The sequence below is a fragment of the Mesorhizobium sp. M0060 genome, from assembly GCF_040323155.1.
Taxonomy (GTDB): Bacteria; Pseudomonadota; Alphaproteobacteria; order Rhizobiales; family Rhizobiaceae; genus Mesorhizobium.
On record NZ_JAMYUP010000008.1, the window covers coordinates 57,282 to 77,698 of the forward strand.

At 57.7% G+C, this 20,417-nt stretch carries 17 protein-coding genes; 8 read left to right on the forward strand and 9 right to left on the reverse strand.

Features of this window, described 5'->3' with window-relative positions; all coding sequences use genetic code 11:
- Positions 1–45: 45 nt before the first annotated feature.
- The 5 genes from NKJ94_RS10535 to NKJ94_RS10555 all read right to left on the reverse strand — a co-directional run bounded on the left by NKJ94_RS10535 (position 46) and on the right by NKJ94_RS10555 (position 6,040).
- On the reverse strand, positions 46–1,095 hold the full coding sequence (locus NKJ94_RS10535; RefSeq protein WP_352524780.1) for a class I SAM-dependent methyltransferase: 1,050 nt from the start codon (positions 1,093–1,095) through the stop codon (positions 46–48).
- Between the two features lie 99 nt (positions 1,096–1,194).
- Positions 1,195–2,244: a glycosyltransferase family 2 protein gene (locus NKJ94_RS10540; protein ID WP_352524782.1), complete on the reverse strand. Its 1,050-nt coding sequence runs from the start codon at positions 2,242–2,244 to the stop codon at positions 1,195–1,197.
- Positions 2,241–3,491 carry a lipopolysaccharide biosynthesis protein gene (locus NKJ94_RS10545; RefSeq protein WP_352524784.1) on the reverse strand — a complete coding sequence of 417 codons (1,251 nt, stop codon included), beginning with the start codon at positions 3,489–3,491 and terminating at the stop codon, positions 2,241–2,243. Before NKJ94_RS10545 ends, NKJ94_RS10540 begins: the two co-directional genes overlap by 4 nt.
- A 447-nt stretch (positions 3,492–3,938) precedes the next feature.
- Positions 3,939–5,054: an NAD-dependent epimerase gene (locus tag NKJ94_RS10550; RefSeq protein WP_352524961.1), complete on the reverse strand. Its 1,116-nt coding sequence runs from the start codon at positions 5,052–5,054 to the stop codon at positions 3,939–3,941.
- 275 nt (positions 5,055–5,329) lie between these two features.
- On the reverse strand, positions 5,330–6,040 hold the full coding sequence (locus NKJ94_RS10555; protein WP_352524786.1) for a helix-turn-helix transcriptional regulator: 711 nt from the start codon (positions 6,038–6,040) through the stop codon (positions 5,330–5,332).
- Positions 6,041–6,326: 286 nt separating this feature from the next.
- Here NKJ94_RS10555 and NKJ94_RS10560 point away from each other — a divergent pair, with 286 nt between their 5' ends.
- Positions 6,327–8,066, forward strand: a complete 1,740-nt coding sequence (locus tag NKJ94_RS10560; RefSeq protein WP_352524788.1) for a sensor histidine kinase — start codon at positions 6,327–6,329, stop codon at positions 8,064–8,066.
- A 187-nt stretch (positions 8,067–8,253) separates the two neighbouring features.
- On the opposite strand, the gene NKJ94_RS10565 is transcribed toward NKJ94_RS10560, so the two are convergent.
- Positions 8,254–8,928 carry a LuxR C-terminal-related transcriptional regulator gene (locus NKJ94_RS10565; RefSeq protein WP_352524790.1) on the reverse strand — a complete coding sequence of 225 codons (675 nt, stop codon included), beginning with the start codon at positions 8,926–8,928 and terminating at the stop codon, positions 8,254–8,256.
- Positions 8,929–9,433: 505 nt separating this feature from the next.
- Between NKJ94_RS10565 and NKJ94_RS10570 the strand changes: the two genes are divergently transcribed.
- From NKJ94_RS10570 to NKJ94_RS10595, 6 genes are all read left to right on the forward strand, one after another.
- On the forward strand, positions 9,434–10,156 hold the full coding sequence (locus tag NKJ94_RS10570) for a nucleotidyltransferase family protein (protein ID WP_352524792.1): 723 nt from the start codon (positions 9,434–9,436) through the stop codon (positions 10,154–10,156).
- Between the two features lie 46 nt (positions 10,157–10,202).
- Positions 10,203–11,339, forward strand: coding sequence for a DegT/DnrJ/EryC1/StrS family aminotransferase (locus tag NKJ94_RS10575; RefSeq protein WP_352524794.1), 1,137 nt, complete (start codon positions 10,203–10,205; stop codon positions 11,337–11,339).
- Complete coding sequence (locus tag NKJ94_RS10580) at positions 11,336–12,010, forward strand: sugar transferase (protein ID WP_352524796.1); 675 nt, start codon at positions 11,336–11,338, stop codon at positions 12,008–12,010. The genes NKJ94_RS10575 and NKJ94_RS10580 overlap by 4 nt, the downstream gene beginning before the upstream one ends.
- A gap of 73 nt (positions 12,011–12,083) precedes the next feature.
- Positions 12,084–13,088, forward strand: a complete 1,005-nt coding sequence (locus NKJ94_RS10585; RefSeq protein WP_352524798.1) for an SDR family NAD(P)-dependent oxidoreductase — start codon at positions 12,084–12,086, stop codon at positions 13,086–13,088.
- On the forward strand, positions 13,085–14,359 hold the full coding sequence (locus NKJ94_RS10590; protein WP_352524800.1) for a WD40 repeat domain-containing protein: 1,275 nt from the start codon (positions 13,085–13,087) through the stop codon (positions 14,357–14,359). Before NKJ94_RS10585 ends, NKJ94_RS10590 begins: the two co-directional genes overlap by 4 nt.
- A complete protein-coding gene (locus NKJ94_RS10595) occupies positions 14,346–15,608 on the forward strand; it encodes a polysaccharide biosynthesis/export family protein (RefSeq protein ID WP_352524802.1) in 1,263 nt (420 codons plus the stop codon). Before NKJ94_RS10590 ends, NKJ94_RS10595 begins: the two co-directional genes overlap by 14 nt.
- Positions 15,609–15,641: 33 nt before the next feature.
- Here NKJ94_RS10595 and NKJ94_RS10600 read toward each other — a convergent pair whose 3' ends face one another.
- Positions 15,642–16,940 (reverse strand): HlyD family type I secretion periplasmic adaptor subunit, encoded by a 1,299-nt coding sequence (locus NKJ94_RS10600; protein ID WP_352524804.1) that lies wholly within the window; start codon positions 16,938–16,940, stop codon positions 15,642–15,644.
- Between the two features lie 242 nt (positions 16,941–17,182).
- A complete protein-coding gene (locus NKJ94_RS10605) occupies positions 17,183–18,934 on the reverse strand; it encodes a type I secretion system permease/ATPase (protein ID WP_352524806.1) in 1,752 nt (583 codons plus the stop codon).
- Between the two features lie 410 nt (positions 18,935–19,344).
- On the opposite strand from NKJ94_RS10605, the gene NKJ94_RS10610 reads away from it, so the two are divergent.
- Positions 19,345–20,037, forward strand: a complete 693-nt coding sequence (locus NKJ94_RS10610) for a N5-glutamine methyltransferase family protein (protein ID WP_352524808.1) — start codon at positions 19,345–19,347, stop codon at positions 20,035–20,037.
- Positions 20,038–20,123: 86 nt separating this feature from the next.
- Here NKJ94_RS10610 and NKJ94_RS10615 read toward each other — a convergent pair whose 3' ends face one another.
- Positions 20,124–20,390: an acyl carrier protein gene (locus NKJ94_RS10615; RefSeq protein WP_352524810.1), complete on the reverse strand. Its 267-nt coding sequence runs from the start codon at positions 20,388–20,390 to the stop codon at positions 20,124–20,126.
- Positions 20,391–20,417: the final 27 nt, after the last annotated feature.

Genomic DNA, 20,417 nt, shown 5'->3' on the forward strand with positions numbered 1-20,417 from the left:
GTGTCGAACTCACCCTTCACGCGGCAAGCGGTATGGCGAACCGGCTCATTGCTGCTTGGCTTGGCGATGAATCCGTAGCGCAGGTGACGAGACTTTGTCGATCTTTGCCCAGAGTGCGCTCCCGCCCATCGTCGATGCGTTCCTGACCGCGTATGCCCATGCCGGCAACCGCGATGGTGAAATCGCAAGGGCAGTCAAACCTTGCGCAATCCGTTGCGCTTTGCTTCGCGGCAGGGCGCGCACGAACTCACTCACGCTACCTGGTTTCTCTCCCTTTCGGAAAAAGCTGTGGACGATGTCTTGTTTCAGGAATTTGGCGAGATTGAACGGCTCCCGCTCGCACTTGCTCAATTGCAAGCCGTGCCGCTGACATATGGCATCGAAGGCTTCTTTCGTCCACCGACCGATGTGGTTTGGTGGCATGTCTATGAGCGAGCCATGGGACTCCATGTAGTAAGTTCTGTTTTCATTTGGCACGGCGATAAAGACAGATCCTTGCGCCTTCAGAAGATATTTCAATCGAGCAAAAACGTCGTCCACTTGGTCCATATGCTCGAAGACTTGAAACATGAAAATAAAGTCGAAGGCCTCTTTCATAGAATCGAAGCTGTCCGTCCGAAAATCGCCTGAATAGGTCTTGAAGCCTTTCGACGCCAGTACAGATCGCGCCGTTTCGTTGTAGTCGACCGCAGAGATGTCGGAAACATGGAAGAATTTATTCTTGATGCGATCGAGAAAATACCCGAACCCAGACCCCACTTCGAGGGCAGTTTTTCCGCCAGTCTTCAGGCCCGCGAGCTCTTCGATAGTCCTTGCATATTCCCATTTCATGGTCGGATAAGAAGGGTACGCCCAGGCTAAGTTATAGAATTCAACGCCGCCGGCGACGAAGGGATCTGCAAAACCGAATCCGCAATCTGCGCATTTGCGGATATCGCATGTGTTGCTGCCCCAGAGATCCGACAGGTGGCTTGTTAATTTTCGAGAGCGATCGGGGTCCTGACGCGGATTGATGAAATGTCGAGAGGCCTCATCTGCTGTCACTTCGAACAATTTCGCGGTTGGTACACTGCCACATGCCGGACAAATGGTCATCTCGCTTACCCCTAAAGGCCAGACCGAAGGAAAGCCGCCTTCGACGGTATACGATGCGCACCAGCCGGCCCGCCGTCGCGCTCCACGATGCCGCCACGCTCAGAAGCTAAATCGTCTCAGGCTACGCAATCGACCCAGTCTCGGGCGGATCGCGAACACATAAGTAAGAATGTGCTGGCTCGCAATTTTCATAACTGATGGACGAAGAATTTGCATTGCATCTCGGATCGTCGCTCGCCAGGGTTGCTGGTGGAATCGGCTGGGAAGACGAGCAACCCGTAGCGCCCGTAACAGAGTCTCAGGGCAGGGAAGATGTTTACGATCCTCGATGAGGTTCCAGTTAAGCTCTTTGACGGCAAGCGTTACCTGATCGACCTCATCGAAACTCTTGGTTGTAGTGATGCTCGGGTGGTTCGTCGCGTCGTAGAAGATCAAGCCATCTTTTATCGCGACCATGTCTCCGTGGCAGGCCAGATCGACAAAGAACAGTTGGTCGACTCCGGCTGGAATTGAATTGTGCGCGCGCATGAGGCAACCCGCGTGAATGACGTCGCGGTTGATCAACAGCGTCGATGGGATGATCCCAAGGCTCCGCGTCGTGCGGACGAGATAGAGGTCCGTCAGGCATTGCTGGCTCGAGTAGAGGGAAATCCGTTCTCGCCCTTGCGGTGGCAATCGGAATTTCATCCGATCGTCCTCAATTATATTCGCTGCACAGGTCATGAATGCCACTGAGGGATGATTGGTGGAAACCTCGGCAAAGGTCTTGAGTGCACCTGGGGCGAGCCAGTCATCGTCATGGAGCAGCTTGATCCATTTTCCGACGCAAGCGAGCATGGCATTGTTGGTGTTCTCCACCTGACCCCGGCCCCGGCAGTTCTCGACAATTCGGATGCGAGGCTCGCTCCGTGCATACTCGGCAACAATTGCCCAGGTCGGTCCCTCTCGGCCCTCGTCGTCGCTGACGACCAGCTCCCAACTGGAAAAATCCTGACTCAGGATGCTATCCATCGCCCGGCGGATCGTGTCCGGACGGCGAAAGGTTGGAATGGCAACTGAAATGAAAGGGCGCAGTCGCGAAGCATCAGCGTAGTGATGTTGGTCAACCACATCGGTCGTTTGGAGCTGATCAAGCTGCGATGGCTTCATGGTGCTTTTCCCTCGAGATTATGACTATGCTTTGGTATGGCAGCTCCTGCTGGTTCGACGTCGTGGCTCAAAATATACAGAGATGCCGCCGTTTTCAGTGCAAACCCGACGGCGCCGCCGGCCGCCATCAGATAAATGACGTTGAGTGGTTCCCAACCTGCCTCAGCACCGGCAAGAAGTGGACCAAACACCAGCGCCGTCCGCGCGCCGTCGACGAGAAGCCGTAGCTCCTGCCGGCGCAGGAGAGCTGGGACATCTTGAAGCGGCGTCGCCAACGCCTGTGCAGCACCCATGAACGCCAGCGCGGTCATAATGTCTGCGGCAGGAACCCAGGGCGGGCCCAGAAGGGGGACGACAAGATATGGCGCGGCCAGGCCAAGCGCCAGTATTGGCAATGCAGTGAGGCCGGCTGAAAGCATCAAGAGGCCGCGCGCGGTGCCGAGCAGATGTCGGCGATCGCTGTTTTTGTTCGCCTCGGAGACAAAAACATTGCTGAGCGGGGTGGCGATCAGCGTGACCGGTGCAGTCACCAGCCGCGCTGCCACTCCCAGGTAACCCGCAAAAGCGGCGCCAAACAGCGAACCAACAAGTATCGCGGGAAGATTGATGATGGCGAAACTCGCGAGAGCTGAGGGAATGTCGAACAACGGAAACTTGTATTCTCGCCTGGCGACGGCAACGACGGTACGCCACGGCGCCCGTGCGACGCCGCGTATGTCTTCCCGGCTCAGAATCCGGGAGCCGAGGAGTCCGATAAAGACGAATTGGCTCAGGATATGAGCATGCACCATCGACTCGCCTCCGAAATGGGCGAGCCCAAACATTAATTGCAGCAGGGCCATGGTCGCCGGCAAGACCAGGCGGCCGAGGGCGAAGTCGCGTAGAAGGCCTGCGCGCAGGCTCCAGCAGTTCATAGCTTCGACGAGACCTGCGCCCCCCATCCCAAGCGGAACAAGCCAGGCGAGGTGGCCGACGCGCGCCGGAGCGATGCTCGCCCACAGCAGTCCTGCCGCAAAGGCGAGGACACTCGTCACCGAGACAGCCAGGAGAATGAGCTTAACAGTCACATACGCCCGCGCATTGTCCTTGACACCATAAAGAGAGGCCTCGAAACGCAGTGCTGCGATCGCGCCGAGGATGTTTACGATCGAAAGATAAATCGTGAAGATCCCGAAATCTGCCGGGGAATATAGCCGGGCCAAAACGGGAATAGCGGCGACGAGGATCAACTGGCCGGCAATCGCCATGGCCGAAACGCCTCCTGCCGCGCGCAGAATACTGCCGATCGGGCTTGGAGGAACACGGGTGATTATTTTCTCGACCGTAGGAACCGTCCTGGATCTCAGAAAGTAGCTTTGGGACATGAGCTCGCGATTCCGAGGAGGCAAAATGCGGTTGACCGGAGCTTACGATGGGGCCTGAACGTCACCATCATCCATCTGAATGACATCGTTCGGCAGAGCGGCGATGCGGCGAATTCTTTGTGCTCCGTGCCGGGTATAACTGCAGCTCTGAAATTGAGACCGCTCGTTGGACTTGCCCGCGATGAACTGATTTCTGCGGGGATCGCGCGGGCATCGATGCTCGGGAATGTCGTCGTCACGTTATGCGGTACCAGCTGGATCTTTTGACCAGACCGGCAGCCGCGACCAGGATGGCCGACGCGTGGATTCGTCGCTCCGACAAGGCGCGGATTACACGGTGGCCTCTACATGCATCAACGTTTGTTGCTGTGTGCTGGCTGCGATATTCGTTCCATGAAAGTCCCGGTACCATTCGACAAAGCGTTGCACTCCGTCCTCGAGCGTTGTCGCCGGGGCGAAGCCGACAGCGTTGCGAAGATCGCTCACGTCGGCGCGAGTCTCCAGAACGTCGCCGGGTGGCAAAGGCACTTCCACGCGAATCGCCCGGCAGCTAAGGGCGGTCTCGATGAGCGAAATCAGCCGGTTAATCTCCTCCGGCCGGTCGTTGCCAACATTATAGACGCGATACGGCGCAGAACTTGTCGCGGGATCTGCGGTAAGAAAATCCCAACCCGGATCGGGTCGCGGCGGTGCAGCGAGTGCTCGAACCACCCCCTCAGCGACGTCGTCGATATAGGTGAAGTCTCGCCACACGCTGCCGGCATTGGCTACTTCGATTGGTTTCCCCTCGATAATCGCACGCGTGAACATGTAGACTGCCATGTCGGGCCTGCCCCAGGGGCCATAAACGGTGAAGAAGCGCAGTCCGGTCACGGGCAAGCCGAACAAGTGACTGTATGAATGCGCCATGAATTCGTTTGAACGCTTGGTTGCGGCGTACAGACTGACAGGATGGTCAGCGCCGTGATGCTCGGAAAACGGTATGGTTCGATTTGAGCCGTAGACGGAGCTCGACGAAGCGTAGACGAGATGACTGACGCCGAAGTGCCGGCAGCCCTCAAGGACGTTGAGAAACGCCACTATGTTCGATTGCAAATAGGCATGCGGGTCAACAAGTGAATGACGCACGCCGGCCTGGGCCGCGAGATGCACAAAGTGTGAAGGTCGAAATTCTGAAAACAGCAACTGAACGCGGGCGGCATCCGCTAGATCAATTCGCATCGGAGTGAAGCCCGGCTCGGCACAGAGACGTGCAAACCGCGCTTCCTTGAGTCGTGGATCGTAGTAGGGGGTGAAATTGTCGACGCCGATGACTTCGACACCCAGACGCAAAAGCCGCAAGGCGACGTGAAAACCAATGAAGCCTGCAGCACCGGTGACGACGATCGGTCCTATCGGGGCGAGTTCCTTCACGGCGCGGTCTGACCGGGATCGGGCGGTTTCCATATTTTCCGCAGAAAGAACGGACCCACCGTTTAAATCATGATCCAATTTTTTGCCCCTTCGACGTCATTCGACAGTGTCGAATTGCCTATTCCGAGATCCCGGCCAATTGTGCCGGGATGTTATGTGCCGGGGCGTCGGCGTCGGCACAGGTGAGCAGGCGCCGGCGCGCTGCGCAACGTGACCTGCCAAGCTAGGTTGAAACGGCCTCCAGCACCGGTCGACCGAGCCCCGTCGCATGTGGATGCCGCCAACTAGACCCAACAACTGCGCGGCCCTTATGGCAGGACCGAAATGCGCCCAAGAAGGGCCACCAGTTCCGCCTGGCGCTTCGTTTCGGTCTTGGCGAACAGCGAGGCAAGCTGGGAGCGGATCGTGGTGCGGCTGAGACGCCAACTGCGAGCGATCTCCAAAGGCGCGTCGCCCTGAGCCAAGCGCAAGGCGAGGTGCGTTTCCGCGCTCGTCAAGCCAAACATTCTTTGCAGAGTTCGAGGATTTGGCCCCGACCTGTTGTCCCGGTCCAGCAACGCAACGATGCTCGTCCCATCGGGAGCGATAACTCCGTTCTCGTTCAGTATCACCGGCCGGTCGCCCCTGCTGCGGATCACCACCCAGGACAACGAGCCCGGCAGGAATTGGCCCGGAACATTCGCGATCAACCGCCTTAGGGCGGCCGTAAGTCCGTTCGCCGTGTCAGCCGCTTCGCCTTGGCGCTCAAGCGTGGTTTGGGCGGCTGCGTTCCACTCGACTACTTTTCTTTCGCGATTCAGCACGAGATAGCCACAGCCGATGCGATCAAGCACGCCGGTTATGGATTCCAGACTGCGGCCTTTTGGTTCCCCGAGCCTTGCGTCCGGTGGATCTGATGCTCGATCGGGAAAGTGACCAGAAGAGGGCCGCGTATTCCGCGCCTTAAAATCATACTGGCTCCTCGTGACAATGTACCGACTGCCCGAAGAAGCATCAACATGTCTATCGATCAGATTCATTTTCTACCCCTAACCCAAAGTTTCACACGCCCGAAATAAGTATTCGGGATTCAGATAGTCTTTTATGTGTAGCTGGATTCTAGTCTTCTACGCGCTGACGGATAATATGTTCATCACCACCTTGAAAACCCAATAGGATCTGACAGTTCTAAGGCAGCTCCTAGCCCCCGCTGCATCCGATAAAATGCGCGCTATGATAGCGGTATGGCAATCCGGCAGTGGTACTAAGCTGTACGTTTTTTGTTCTAGTCTCGACGGGCTAGTCAGAAGGTTGTAGTCTGTGTCCATGAACTCGCAGTCGCTCAGGTCGAATTCGAACCCGTCGGGCAGATTGCTAACTCATATTGCCTCTGCATCGGTATTAGCTGCCACACTGATATTTGAAATAAAATCGTCAGGCTATATTGGGCAAGGCGCCAGTTTTCTGGAATTTGTTCCGGCTATTATTATTATCGCCTATCTCGAAGATCGCGTGCCTGCGCTCGCGGCGACCATTCTGATGGTGACCGTTGGCCTATGGGCCCGAGGACACGATCAGATTTCAAATGGAGATTGGGCACGCGCAATCCTGCTTCTGGTTTCGGGTGGGGTGATTGCCATGACGTTCCATCGCCTGCGGCAGGACTTGCGTGAGTTGCTGGAAGTCGCGGAGGCCAGGCTCGCTGCCGTCGAAGCGACCGAAAGCCGCTATCGTTGGGCCTTCGAACGTGCTGCCATGGGATTCGCGAACACCAACGAGAAAGGTGAGTTGCTGCAGTCCAACAGACGCCTTTGTGAGATGACTGGGTACAAGGAGGAGGAGCTTGCCCAATTGCAGCTCGATACGCTCGCCCATCCGAACGACCGGGACACCTTGGCGCAATTGTTGGCGGGGCTGGGTAATGACACTGCTTCGTTCGTTTCGGAGGTGCGTCTGTCAAGAAAGGACGGGACGGCATTCTGGGCTCGGATAACCCTTTCTTCGTCCGTGCCCGAGGGGGTTCTCTCGGAGAGCATCTTCGTGGTGGTCGACGATATTTCGGAACGACGAGCTGTTCACGAAGCGCTTCGGGCTCAGAAGGAATGGCTAGACCTCGCTCTGTCTGCTGGACGCTTGGCTACGTGGCGGATCGACCTTAAAGACGGGACAGTCACAGGCTCGGACACGTTCTGGGACATTCTCGGCCTGGCCCAGGCCAATAGCCGCCGTTTGGAGGAACTATCAGCTGTCGTTCATCCGGCGGACTGGCCAAAGCTGGCGGCATCGAGAAAGTCCGCATCATCGGTCACGAATTACGATGTTGAGATACGCGTCCGCCGACCGGACGGACATATCCGCTGGGTTGCCCTGCGCGGAAGGGAGGAAAGACATGATGACGGTGGACAGCGGCTTGGAGTGGCTGCCGACCTGAGCGAGAGACGGCAAACCATGCTGCTGCGCGCCGCGGCAAAGAAGCGGGAGCGCATTATGCTCGAACAACGCCACAGATTCGGCAACGTTTTCGCGGTGATCACGGCGCTCGTGAAAATGGTCGATGTTCCCGGAAACAACGTCGCCAAATACAAGGAAACGCTGATCGACCGGATACGCGCGCTCGAGGCAACCCATCTGCTTCTTTCACGCAACGGCAGCGTATCGGGGGTGCTAAACGACCTCGTTGCTCAAGAGTTGCAACCATATATGGGAACGCGCGCCATATCGGTCAGCGGTCCTTCCGTGGCGATGTCGGGAGGCGCCGCCGAGAGTTTTGCAATGATCGTTCACGAGCTTGCCACCAATTCCATGAAATATGGAGCGCTTGGCGATCCAAAAGGCCGGATCGACGTAAGCTGGACGTTCGCACCTGAAGACACAGGCAGTGAGGTCGTGTTCGAGTGGGTGGAATCGGGGCGGCGGCGGACCTCAAGTGTGGTCCGGCATGGCTTCGGTTCCATGATAATCGGAGTGGATGGAGCGCCGCTTGTCGGTCACTCTCCCAAGCTGGAAATGTCGGATCACGGGTTGCGGTATTCGCTGCGACTGTCACGCAAGGAAATCGGATCCTAATGCATTGCTCCACTCGGAAAGCAGGAACCTAAAGGCGCGTCGCGCTGAACGGCCTGTGAGATGAGCTTAGGTTCTTTTCTAAGGATGTCGTTGGCCCAAAAGCCGCAGCGCAGTTTTGGCAATATGCAGTAATATGCATGAGGAGTCTTGGGGCGCCGTTTGCACGTCCAAAAGGATGCGCGGCGCTTTAGCTGGCATGTTTCGCAAGCCAAGTCTTCAGCATAACGGCAGCTTCTGTCCGATTGCGTACCCCCAATTCACGCAGAACCGCAGCAGCGTGGATTTTCGTGGTCGCCTCTGCGATTTCCAGATCGCGCGCAATTTCCTTGTTTGAATAGCCTTCCGCCATCAGCTTGAGGACTTCCTGTTGCCTCGAGGTCAGCCTGCCAAGGTTGGCGCCAGTGGTATGTCGGTGTGGGCCTTTCTCGGAGTGTGTATGCGCGTGAGTTGTTTGCGTTGCACCCGGGCGTGACAGAAGTGCAGGAACATAGATGCGGCCGGAGAGGATTTCATTGACAGCCAGAACGACCTCTTCGTCCGTCTGCGATTTTACGATGTAGCCGTGAAGCCCGATCGAAAGAGCCGTGAGTATTTCCGAGCGTGAATCGTTTCCGGAAACGATAGCAAATCGCGTGTCCGGATAGGCGGCCAGGATCCCGCCGAGCACTTCTTGATTGAACAGGCCCGGCATATTCAGGTCCAGGATCGCAAGATCAACGAACGACTGCTCTGCCAGCAAACTGAGCACTGCGTCGAAACAAGACGCTTCAAATATCTCCACACCTGGAATGCCTGCGGTCAGTGCCAATCGCAAGCCACGACGATACAAGCCGTGATCGTCGGCGATGACGATTCGATACATTGATCTACCCCAACGCATATCTGAATGGATTGAACGGTGATGGGCTTGAAAGCCGTGGCCATTCACTCGTCGATTCATCCAGTCGACGCCAGCGGCATCCCCACCACCGCAAACGTCAGGTTTCTAATATAATCCTAAATAACGGGAAACGCTCCTCTTTTTTTAGCCCTTGTGAACGAGGCCCGCCGACCCTTGTTGAACATACGTTCTGATCTCTTGGAAGGCTGACAGACCGCCTGGGTCGTTCAGCACTGCCACGGATATTGAACACCAGAACGGCTGAATTGTTGCCATTCGAATGCACGACGACATCCACCCCGAGGGCCACATACCATCCAGATGCAATGTCCGGATCAGGGTCGGCGGGAAATCTCACCGGTCTTTATACGGGAAGTCTCACCGGTTCTTCTGAGGGAGCAAGAACGCGTTTCCCGGGTGCTGATCGGGGTAGGAATAGCCGGCCCGTGACGATGGCGTTCAGGCCGAATGAACATGGGAGGACCAGATGAAAGCGGTGATTCAATGTGGTGGAATGGGAACACGCCTTCGCCCCTTCACATCGATCTTGCCGAAGCCGCTCATGCCGATCGGCTCTCGGCCGGTTCTGGAGATGCTTCTGAAATGGTTGCGACGCAACGGTATTCAGGAAGTCTATATCACAACCGGGTATCTCGGCCATTTGATCCGCACCGTGTGTGGAGATGGCTCGCAGTGGAACCTGAAAATTCGATATACGCAGGAGATGGAGCCGCTTGGCACCATCGGGCCACTGTCTTTGATCAGGGATGAACTGACGGAGCCATTCATCGTTCTCAATGGCGATGTCCTTACGGATCTAAGCCTCAGTCGATTTGTAGCAGCGCACCGTAAGCACACCGATCCAGTGACGATCGCAACAGCCTGTCGCCTGATCAAGATGGATTTCGGCGTCATCGACGAAGTCGATAACACCGTGCAGACCTTTCGCGAGAAACCGACGCTTTCGCATCTGGTCAGCATGGGAATTTACTGCATGAACCCAGATGTTCTGCAGTTTATCCCATCCGGCATACCGTTTGGGTTCGACGACCTGATGCTGCAGATGATGCAGAACGGCACAACCGTGCACGTGTACAAGCATGAGGGTCTCTGGCTCGATATCGGGCGCGTCGACGACTTTCAGAACGCACAGACCATTTCCTGGGAAGACCAGTCGGCCTCGATCGAGGTCACTGCGACGGCTGCATGATGAAATCACGAGCCCGGTCCCGCAATTATCAGTCTAGGAGGTTGTGATGCTCTTGGTCAGTGCCCCAATCTTGGGTGTGCCGGAGAAGACTGCTTTGACCAAGGTCATCGATAGCGGCTGGCTGACCATGGGGGAGCAGGTACGAGCCTTCGAACAAGCTTTTGCCGACGTGCATGGTGCGGAGGATTGCGTCGCGGTCAGTTCTTGTACCGCAGCGCTTCATCTCATTTTGCACGCGCTTGGTATCGGACCGGGCGACGAGGTGCTGGTCCCATCTTTGACTTTCGTGGCGACCGCAAATGCGGTCCTCTATGTCGGTGCGACACCGGTCTTCGTCGACATCGAGTCAGCCGACGTGCCGCTGATGTCGATCGTGGAAGCAGAAGCGAAATGCACGGCCCGTACCAAGGCAATCATTCTTGTCCATTTCGCCGGCTACCTCGCCGATCGGGAACAATGGCAGAAATTCGCCCGTGCTCGGGGGCTGCATATCGTCGAAGATGCTGCACATGCGCCGGGCTTGAAAGAGGTGGGAACATTCGGTGCTGCGGCAGCTTTCAGCTTCTACGGCAACAAGAATATGACCACGGCGGAAGGCGGGGCGGTGATTGCCCGGGATGCCCGTCTGCTCGAGACAATCCGCCAGGCGCGTGGACATGGGATGACCACTGGGACACGTCAAAGGCTGAACAGCCGCACCCCGCAGTATGATGTCACCATGCTCGGATTCAATTATCGCATGGATGAATTGCGGGCTGCAATTGGACTGGTCCAGCTGCAAAATTTGCAGGAGTGGAATGAGATCAGGCGTATCCTGGTCATGCTGTATCGCCGTCTCATCGCGAAGCATTGCCCGGCCGTGACCATCCCGTTCCACGAGCCGCGGACGTCGGCCTACCACATCATGCCTATCCTTTTGCCACGTTACGCCGACAGGCAAGACGTCATCGACGCACTGCGCGCGCAAGGGATCCAGACCACTATCCATTACCCGCCGGTGCACCAGATGACGCTCTATCGTGAGCTTATTCCCGGTACTCGTTTACCGCGCACGGAAGATTTCGCCCAGCGCGAACTCACGGTACCGCTGCATCCGCAGATCACCGCACCTTTGGTCGAAACGGTAGTGGTCGCTCTTGCCGCGGCGGTCAATAACTGTGCTCAGACAGGAACAGCCGCATGAATGCCCTGGACCTAGCCATTCACCGGCCTAACGTCTCAAGCGCCGCCCATGGGTCTGCGAGACGAGCAATTGATCTCGTCATTGCTGCAGCCGCGGCGATCGTCTTCGCTCCGCTGATGCTGCTGATTGCCGTGGCGCTGCTGCTGGAAGGCGGTCGGCCCATCTTCTTTGCGCAGACCCGCGTCGGGGCCGGTGCTCGCCCATTCCGCATGTACAAGTTCCGCAAATTCAGCGTGCAATGCGATCCCGGTGGCTTGGCGCTGACCATGGCCGATGACAGCCGCATGACGCCGGTAGGGCGGTTCCTCGCCGCCACCAAGTTCGACGAACTGCCACAGCTTTGGAACGTCTTCAGAGGCGAGATGGCAATCATCGGGCCACGCCCGGAGAGCCTTGCTTTCGCCGATTGTTTTCGCGGGGGCTTCGAGGGTATTTTACAATACAAGCCAGGCTTGTTTGGTCCAGCCCAGGTTCTCTTCCGGCATGAAGCTCATTTTTATCCCCGATCCGTGGACCCGCTGCTGTTCTACCGCGAGGTTCTGTTTCCTGCCAAAGCCAAGCTCGACCTTTCCTATTATCCGCAGCGCACGATCGTCTCTGATGTCATCTGGATGGTGCGCGGCTTGCTGGCGGTGCTTGGCGTCGTTTCGCCGCCGCGGATCGGAATTTGAGAGCAGGTGGGGTACCCGCGCTCTCGTGGATTTGCAAAGTCAGTGCCTCACGTCATAGGGGAACGCTTGGGTCATGGGATACAAGGGCAGGAAAGTTCTGGTTACGGGTGCCGATGGATTCATCGGGTCGCATCTCACCGAAGCGCTCGTCCGTGGCGGCGCGGACGTCACTGCGCTGGCTCTCTACAATTCCTTCGACAGCCACGGCTGGCTGGACGATTTACCGGACACCATTCGAAGCCAGCTGAACCTCGTCCGCGGCGACGTTCGCGACAGCGCGTTCCTTAACCGGATCGTGCGCGGCCAGGCGGTGGTGTTTCATCTCGCCGCACTGATCGCCATCCCGTATTCGTATGCCGCGGCCCAGTCCTATGTAGAGACCAACATCCTGGGCACGGTCAATGTCCTCGAAGCGGCGCGCCAATGGGAGACGGAGCGTGTGGTGCACACTTCGACCAGCGAGGTTTATGGCACCGCGCTGACAATGCCTATCAGCGAATCCCACCCATTGCAGGGACAGTCACCCTATTCGGCATCCAAGATCGGTGCGGACATGATGGCGGAGTCCTACGCCAGATCGTTCGACATCCCCGTGGTTATCATGCGCCCCTTCAATACGTATGGCCCACGCCAGAGCGAGCGGGCCATCGTACCGACCATCATACGCCAGGCTCTCGACAAAAAATGCCCGGCGATCATGGTGGGAGACACAAGCCCGATCCGCGATCTTACTTTCGTGGAAGACACTGCGGCGGCGTTTTTGACCGCAGGTTCGGCTGAGCTCGAATTTGGCAATGCCTACAATGCCGGAAGCCAGCGCGCTGTGACGATCTCGGACATATTGGATCTGGTGATCGAGTTGAGTGGCTGCCAAAAACCAATCCACCGCGACGAGCGCCGTCTGCGGCCGCAGAATTCCGAGGTGCGTGCCTTGCTGGCCGATTCTTCGCTCCTCGAAAGCAAGACTGGATGGCGCGCCCAGACCAGCCTGCGCGAAGGGTTGGAGCGGACCATCGGATGGTGGCAGGGGCGCCTCAGCGAAGGCCGGGTGCGACACGAAATGGGCTACATGACATGACCTTTCGCTCGCGTGGATTGGCTCCGCTGTTGATTGCGGCTGCCTTGTCGTTGGATTTGACCGTGGCAGGCAGTCGGCAAAGCAGCGCGTCGAGACAATTTGTTGCGCCAGTGATGATGGACTTGCCCGATTATCTCCAACCCGCGACCGATCCAGCCTTCGGGACAATTTTCATGCGCATTACCAAGCCTGGGGCTCTTGGGAATGGCGTCGTATGCGAGAAAAAATTTTGCAGCCACCGTTATTCCAGCGCCCAGGCCTGGAATTCGGACCAGAGTCTCCTCGTCATCACCAACGGCTGCAATGGCATGTGCTTTTTCGACGGGCAGACCTATGTCCCGCTTTTCCGTCGTGCTCGATCGGCTGAATGCGAATGGCATCCGCAAAATGCCGATCTGATGATCTGCGTTCAGGACCGGAAAATTTCGACCTGGGCGCCGCGGACCAATCGCGAAGACGTCCTGTTCGTTTCATCGAATTATCATGATCTTCAGTTCGGGCCGTCCAAAGGCAATCCCAGCCGTGACGGCGATCGCATAGCAGTGCGCGCAATCCGTGGGGATGGCGCGACAGTTGTATTTGCCTATGATCTCAAGCAGCGCCGGAAATTTCCGGACATCGATCTTGCCCAGCTTGCCGGAACCGTCAGCGCCTGCTCGATCTCCCCGCTCGGAGCGAACATCCTGTGCTTTCAGAATGTGAAAGAGGACACAGAACAGCGAGCTATTTTCGCCGTCGACGGGACGTTGCGGCAGAGGTGGACGGACCATCATCGCCCCGGCCATGGCGATATGACGGTCGATGAAGATGGCAGCGAAGTTTTCGTGGGCATCAGCAAATCCGACCCTGACAAATATCATGTCATCAAAAGGAGGCTGGCCGACGGAAAGGTCACCTCACTTATGAAGTTCGGCGAAGCCGAGCATGCATCCCTGCGGGCACTGGACAGGCGCGGTTGGGTGTTCGTGAGCTATGGCGGCAAGCCGGAAGAGATATCTGCCAATCCCGACTGGGCGCCATATGCGCGAGAGGTGATCGCGCTTCGCCTCGACGGCAGCGGGGAGGTTCGACGCGTCACGCAAACTCACAACGTCCCGTCCGATTACTGGAGCGAGACCCATGCCTCGCCATCCCCCGACGGCTCACAGGTAATCTGGTCGAGCAACTGGGGCGTGCCTGGCGGGCCGGTCTACGAATTCGTCACCCGTCTCGATTGGCCGGAAGAGCCGCGGTCGAACCAGAAGGAGATTGCCGCCAATGGTCCTCGTTAATCGAATCCTTCTTGTCGTGTTCGGTATGCTGGCGGCCATGGATACGGCCGGCGCAGCGGAAGCGCGGGTCGCTTATCGACTTTCCGCCGGCGACACCGTCGAGATAGGAATTGCCGCCATCCCGGAGCGAACGCAACGTGCGGTGATCCAGATGGACGGCACGATCGCGCTTCCCGAAGTCGGGATGGTTTCGGTGGGCGGCCTAACTCCGGCTGAACTGCAAACACGCATGCAGACGATCTTGCCAACCAAAATATTCCACCAGCGTCTGCCTGACGGGCGTGAGCAAATGATCGTCATCAAGCCGACAGACGTGACCGCCGTGGTTGCAGAATACAGGCCGATCTATGTGACCGGCGACGTGCTCACTCCCGGACAGCAGGCCTACCGCCCGCTGATGACCGTGCGGCAGGCGATTGCCGTGTCAGGTGGTTTCAGCCTTTTGCGGTCGCGGGCAAACCAGGTTGGTCCCGATCCGGTGGATCTGCGGCGCGATTATGAGTCGCTTTGGGGGGAATACACGAGAGACTATTTTCACAGCGCCCGCATCCGCGCCGAACTTCAGGACAAGTCGACTTTCGATATGCAGCCACCACAAGGATCGCCCTTACCGGCAGGTTTTGCGCCGGCGATCGCCCAAGCCGAAGCAGAAGGGCTGAAGCTCTCGTTGGACAACTTCCGGCAAGAGCAGGGCTTTCTCGAAAAAAGTGGCAAGGATGCTGCTGCACAAACCGAGACCCTGCTCAAGCGCGAGCAGGCCGAAGCGGATGGAGTGAAGGCGGACGAAGACGAGCTGGCGCGCGTAAGGAAAGCGTTTGAGTCCGGAAATCTCACCAATACCCGGCTCGCCGATGTCCGGCGCGCTTTGGTTCTTTCTTCCAGCCGGGCACTCGAAACGTCGGTTGAACTTATGAGAGCACGACGTCAGCAGGACGATTTTGCCAGACAGCACGAACGCAATGTCAACCAAAGAAGGATGGGTCTGCTGACTGAGTTGAAGGATACCAACGTGCGTCTTGCCGACATCAGCGCAAGACTTCGTGCAGCCAGCCAGAAGTTGCAGCCCACGGGAGCTGCCGCTCTGCCGTTGCCGGTTGCCGGCGAAACGATCCAGGCTCAGGTCACGATCGTTCGCAAGGTCGGCGAAGCATGGCGGAAACAGCCGGCCCAAGAAGACACCGAGGTCATGCCGGGAGACACGATCGAGGTAAGGTTCAGTAGCGCTCTCGAAAACGCGGCGACCCGATAGATCGGCTGCGCTGTCGGTTGGGTTGCCAACCGGTTACTGCCTGAAAGCTCTGGAAAATTGATCGGTAAGGGGTTTCATCAAGTAGGACCAGACACTGCGCTCGTCGGTTCTTATGTGGACTTCGGCGGGCATGCCCGGTTTGAGTATTTTCTCTCCTGTCAGGCAGGTCGCTTCATTCTCGACGTCGATGCGCGCCGAAAAATAAGAAAGCTGACGTTGCTGATCCTTGATCAGATCTGCAGAGACGCGGTTGATCGAGCCTTCGCAAGCAGGTGTGGTGCCGGCGTCGAACGCCGGAAAGCGGATTGACACCTGCTGTCCGGGATGGACGTCATCGATACGCGACGGAGGAATCGAAGCGTCGACGACAAGGTTGTCGGAATCGGGCACAATCATCATGAGCACCTCCCCAGCGCCAATCACGCCACCGATGGTGTGGACCGAAGATTCCTGTACTGTGCCCGATTGCGGGGCGCGAATGTCTGTCCTTCCGAGTTCGTCTTCCGCCACCACCTTGCGCTCACTGAGTTCGGTCTGTTTGGCTTCCGTTTCGCGAAGTTCGTTGGTTACGTCGCTCCGCATTTGGTCGTCGAGCTGAAGCACCTGCAGGTCCGTTTCACTGATGTGAGCTTGTACCTCCGCTATCGCAGCGACAAGGCGTCCCGATTCGCCGCGCGTCCGGGTCTTCTCCAGGCTGACATTGCTCAACCTCTCCTTGGACACCAACTTCTTTGAGTAGAGAGATTCGACATCAGCAAGGTTCTTGGTCAGCAAATCCAGAGACTCATCCGTCGCAGACTGCTGTGCCTTGAGGCCATCGATCTGACGTTCCAGCTGCTTCGCACGGCTTTGCAATTGTGCCTTCTGGCCAGCCAGCGCCGCAGCACGGCTTTCGAACAAGGCACGCTCGCCACTGACAAGTGCCGCCACTTGCGGGTCACCCATTTGAACCCGAAGGCTGGGCGGGATCTGCATTTCCGGCAGACCCTGGCGCTCGGCCTCCAGTCGGGCCAGACGAATGGTGGCGCGATTGAGGTCCTCGGTGATTATCTGCAGGTTTGCTCGGGTCAATGTGTTGTCCAGCCTGACCAACACGTCGCCGGCCTTCACATGATCCCCGTCCTGCGCGAAGATTCCGCCGATGGTGCCGCCGGTTTGATGCTGGACTTTTTTTATGTTGCTTTCGACCACCACAGTTGCAGGTGCAATCACCGCGCCGGCAATCGTTGTCAATCCCAGCCAGAGCCCTCCGCCAAAGATCAAAAGCAAGCTGGTTGCCAGGCCCAAGAGCAGATTGGCCCGGATGCCATCCGGCTCTGGCTTCGTCTCCAACGATCGGCTTTTGCCACCGGCCGCGGCGTATGACGACACGGTAACGGTAGAGCAATACCTCACATATGCCCGGCTGCACGTTTGTGCGGCGGAACGACAATGTGCTGCCAGGCTCCAGAGCAGATTGGCCCAGGGTAGATTGGCCCGGATGCCACCCGGCTCTGGTTTCGCCCCGATCGGTTGGCCTTCACCCCCGACCGCAGCATATGACGACATGGTCACGTTAGACACTAAGCAATACCTCACGCATGCCCGCTTGCACCGTGCTGCAGCGGAACGACAGTGTTTGGCTTGTCCGGACGCGGGAAGGGCCGGATCACATTTGTCAGAACGTCTTCGCGCGAGCCGAACGAATGGAGCATCCCGTTCGACAGGACGAGTACCTGATCGATATTGACGAGAGCGGAGGGACGATGCGCAACGACGATCACGATACCGCCGCGCTGACGCACTGCCAGGATTGCGCCGGCCAAAGCAACATCGCCGTCTGCATCCAGATTGGAATTTGGTTCGTCAAGAACGACGAGGAATGGATCGCCATAAAGTGCCCTGGCGAGCCCGACGAGCTGCCTCTGCCCAGCCGACAGGGCTGCGCCGCCTTCTCCGATGCGTGTTTGAAAACCCTGCGGAAGACGCATGATCATCTTGTCCACGCCCGCAGCTTTGGCAGCTGCCAGCACGCCTTTTGCGTCGCTTTTGCCGCCGAACCTTGAAATGTTGTCCGCGATCGTCCCGTCGAACAGCTCAACATCCTGCGGCAGGTAGCCAATATGAATGCCGAGCAGCTCTGAATTCCACTGATCGAGCGCGGCGCCGTCCAATCTTACCGTTCCACGAAGCGGCTTCCATGCCCCGACCAAAGCGCGCACGAGCGTGGTCTTGCCGGAGCCGCTCGGGCCGACGATCGCCAACCCTGCGCCTCTGGACAAGCGGAAGCTTACATTGAAGATTGTTGGCTTCTGCAGACTTGGTGGCGCGACGGTTAATTCCTCGACCGCAAGCTCTGCCTTTGGGCCTGGCAGTTCCATTGGCTCTTGCTGGCTGTCAAAAGCATCCAGCGCTGCCGCCAGCTCGGAATAGCTTTTGCGGGTTGCCAGAAACCCTCTCCAGTTTGCGATCGCCACATCGACCGGCGCCAGTGAGCGGCCCAGCAATATGGACGACGCGATGATCACGCCCGGCGAGGCCTCGCCCCCGATCACAAGGTAGGCACCAAGCCCCAGTACACATGATTGCAAAGCCATTCGGAGCGTCTTCGACAGTGAGCTCGCCGCGCCGACGACATCGGAGAGCCGTTCCTGGTTCTTCAGATAAAGATGACTGACCTCGTTCCAGCGCCGGCTAAGCGGGGCGGACAGGCCCATCGCCTGAACAACCTCTGCGTTACGGCGGCCGGAATCGGCCAGAAGCCGCTGTGCAACGAGTGTTTCAGATGCACGAGCCGCAGGTTTGCGGCCGATGATCTCCGCAACCACCGTCAAAAGCACAACGGCGCAAGCGCCGAGCGTTGCCAGCACGCCAAGCGCGGGGTGCAGCAGATAGATGACCACCATATAAAATGGTATCCAGGGAGCGTCGAATAAGACTGTCGGCCCCAGTCCGGAAAGAAAGCCACGTAGCTGGTCCAGATCACGAAGTGGGTGTACCCGGTTCGCATCCGGCCCGGCAACGAGGGGCAGGGAAAGCGAGGCTGCGAACGCCTTTTGCTGCAGATTTCTATGCAGGCGGCTGCCGATGCGGACCAACAGGCGAAGCCTCACGAAATCGAGGAGCCCATAGGCCGCGTAAAGTCCCAGCATCCCGATTGTAAATCCGACAAGAGTCGGCACGCTCTGCGAAGGCAGCACGCGATCGTAGACCTGGAGCATGTAGACGGAGCCGGTCAAGGCGAGGATATTTATCAATGCGGAGAAAACGCCTACGCCAACGAGGCCGTGCAAACAGCCGAACATCGCGGAGCGTAGATCGAGCGAGCGCCCTTTAATTGACTTCATGATGTGCGCTCTTTGACGCGAAATTGCCGCGCAATCTCGTCGGTTCTGTCGATGAGGGACAAACTTTAACCTTCCGGGAAGCAGCAGCTCCGCCCTTCGCTGCTGGAACATTACGAATTGCTTACATACGTGCCTTCTTTGATTAAAATGTAGCAAAATCGTGACGTCAGGCTGAGAATTCGGCAACTGGCTTGCCAGGCTGGGGATAACCGGGTCGGGTAAGGAGATATTCCTAATCATGACACAGAGCAGAAGCTTATGATCATCTTTGTAGCATCACGGCTTCAAAGCCTCTGGGGGGCCAATGGGTTTTGATTTTGTCGATCGAGAGTTCAACGGTTTTGAGATACACTTCATCGGTACGCAATTGTCGGCCACCAACACCGGCTAAAATCGGGGAGGCGAGTGTCATGAGCGAAGAGATCAATGTTGCGGATGCCTACGGCAGGGGCCGCAGCACCTTCATGGGATTGCAGTTGCTCGTCTCGCCCGGCGCGCTTGTTCCTCGACCGGAAACGGAACTGCTCGGCAAGGCCGCTCTCGATGTTCTGAGCCAACTGAACTTGCCGGTGCCTCGCGTTGTCGACATGTGCTGTGGGGCGGGCAATCTGGCGTGCGCCATCGCGTACCACGCTCCCACCGCGCGCGTCTGGGCAAGCGATCTTACCGATGGATGCGTCGAGGTCGCGCGCCGCAACGTCACCCATCTTGATATGGAGGACCGGGTAACGGTCCTTCAGGGCGACTTGTTCAGCGCCTTCTCCGGCTTGGAGCTTGACGGCACGATCGACGTGATCGTTTGCAACCCGCCCTACATTTCGGAAAAACGGCTCGAGGGCGACCGTTCGCATTTGGTCGAGCTTGAGCCGCGTGAAGCGTTTGCAGCCGGCCCCTACGGCCTGAGCATCCATATGCGGGTGCTCAAGGACGCGCCGCGTTATTTGCGGCGCGGAGGCATCCTGCTTTTTGAGGTTGGCCTTGGCCAGGACCGGCAGGTCATGAGTTTGCTCGAGCGTTCCAAGGCTTATGAGAGTATCCGGGCAGTCACCAACCAAGCCGGCGAGGGCAGGGTGGTTGTGGGACATACGAAGGCGCAGGCGTAAGAACCGCAGTCGTGGCAGGTTCAGACGCGTGGTCGGGGCTTGAAACCACCCGGAATTTGAAACAGAGATGCGCGAGATACCGGCAATCAGTTTTTCTTGCGCCTGACATATTGCGCAATTCCCTCGATGGAATCGAGGTTCTCGGGCAGGAGCTCGCTGTCTTCGACTGTGATGCCGAAGGTCTCCTCGATGAAGCCAATAACCTCGAGCACCCCCGTCGAGTCCACGATGCCTTGGTCGAGAAGCGAGGTGTCGCTCTCCAGGCTCTCCGGATCGGCTATATAGAAATTCGACGCCAGGAAAGCGCGAATTTGATCGCTGCAGGTATCGGTTCTATCCTTGGTAGATAACATTGATTTCGCCTCCGGTACAAAAGATGA

Bases quoted from the DNA above. Each gene is read 5' to 3' on its own strand.
- NKJ94_RS10540 (WP_352524782.1), bottom strand. From the start codon at position 2,244: ATGAAGCCATCGCAGCTTGATCAGCTCCAAACGACCGATGTGGTTGAC.
- NKJ94_RS10585 (WP_352524798.1), top strand. From the start codon at position 12,084: ATGGGATACAAGGGCAGGAAAGTTCTGGTTACGGGTGCCGATGGATTC.
- NKJ94_RS10610 (WP_352524808.1), top strand. From the start codon at position 19,345: ATGAGCGAAGAGATCAATGTTGCGGATGCCTACGGCAGGGGCCGCAGC.
- NKJ94_RS10575 (WP_352524794.1), top strand. From the start codon at position 10,203: ATGCTCTTGGTCAGTGCCCCAATCTTGGGTGTGCCGGAGAAGACTGCT.
- NKJ94_RS10550 (WP_352524961.1), bottom strand. From the start codon at position 5,054: ATGGAAACCGCCCGATCCCGGTCAGACCGCGCCGTGAAGGAACTCGCC.
- NKJ94_RS10590 (WP_352524800.1), top strand. From the start codon at position 13,085: ATGACCTTTCGCTCGCGTGGATTGGCTCCGCTGTTGATTGCGGCTGCC.
- NKJ94_RS10595 (WP_352524802.1), top strand. From the start codon at position 14,346: ATGGTCCTCGTTAATCGAATCCTTCTTGTCGTGTTCGGTATGCTGGCG.
- NKJ94_RS10615 (WP_352524810.1), bottom strand. From the start codon at position 20,390: ATGTTATCTACCAAGGATAGAACCGATACCTGCAGCGATCAAATTCGC.
- NKJ94_RS10545 (WP_352524784.1), bottom strand. From the start codon at position 3,491: ATGGCGATTGCCGGCCAGTTGATCCTCGTCGCCGCTATTCCCGTTTTG.
- NKJ94_RS10605 (WP_352524806.1), bottom strand. From the start codon at position 18,934: ATGAAGTCAATTAAAGGGCGCTCGCTCGATCTACGCTCCGCGATGTTC.
- NKJ94_RS10535 (WP_352524780.1), bottom strand. From the start codon at position 1,095: ATGACCATTTGTCCGGCATGTGGCAGTGTACCAACCGCGAAATTGTTC.
- NKJ94_RS10565 (WP_352524790.1), bottom strand. From the start codon at position 8,928: ATGTATCGAATCGTCATCGCCGACGATCACGGCTTGTATCGTCGTGGC.
- NKJ94_RS10580 (WP_352524796.1), top strand. From the start codon at position 11,336: ATGAATGCCCTGGACCTAGCCATTCACCGGCCTAACGTCTCAAGCGCC.
- NKJ94_RS10560 (WP_352524788.1), top strand. From the start codon at position 6,327: ATGAACTCGCAGTCGCTCAGGTCGAATTCGAACCCGTCGGGCAGATTG.
- NKJ94_RS10555 (WP_352524786.1), bottom strand. From the start codon at position 6,040: ATGAATCTGATCGATAGACATGTTGATGCTTCTTCGGGCAGTCGGTAC.
- NKJ94_RS10570 (WP_352524792.1), top strand. From the start codon at position 9,434: ATGAAAGCGGTGATTCAATGTGGTGGAATGGGAACACGCCTTCGCCCC.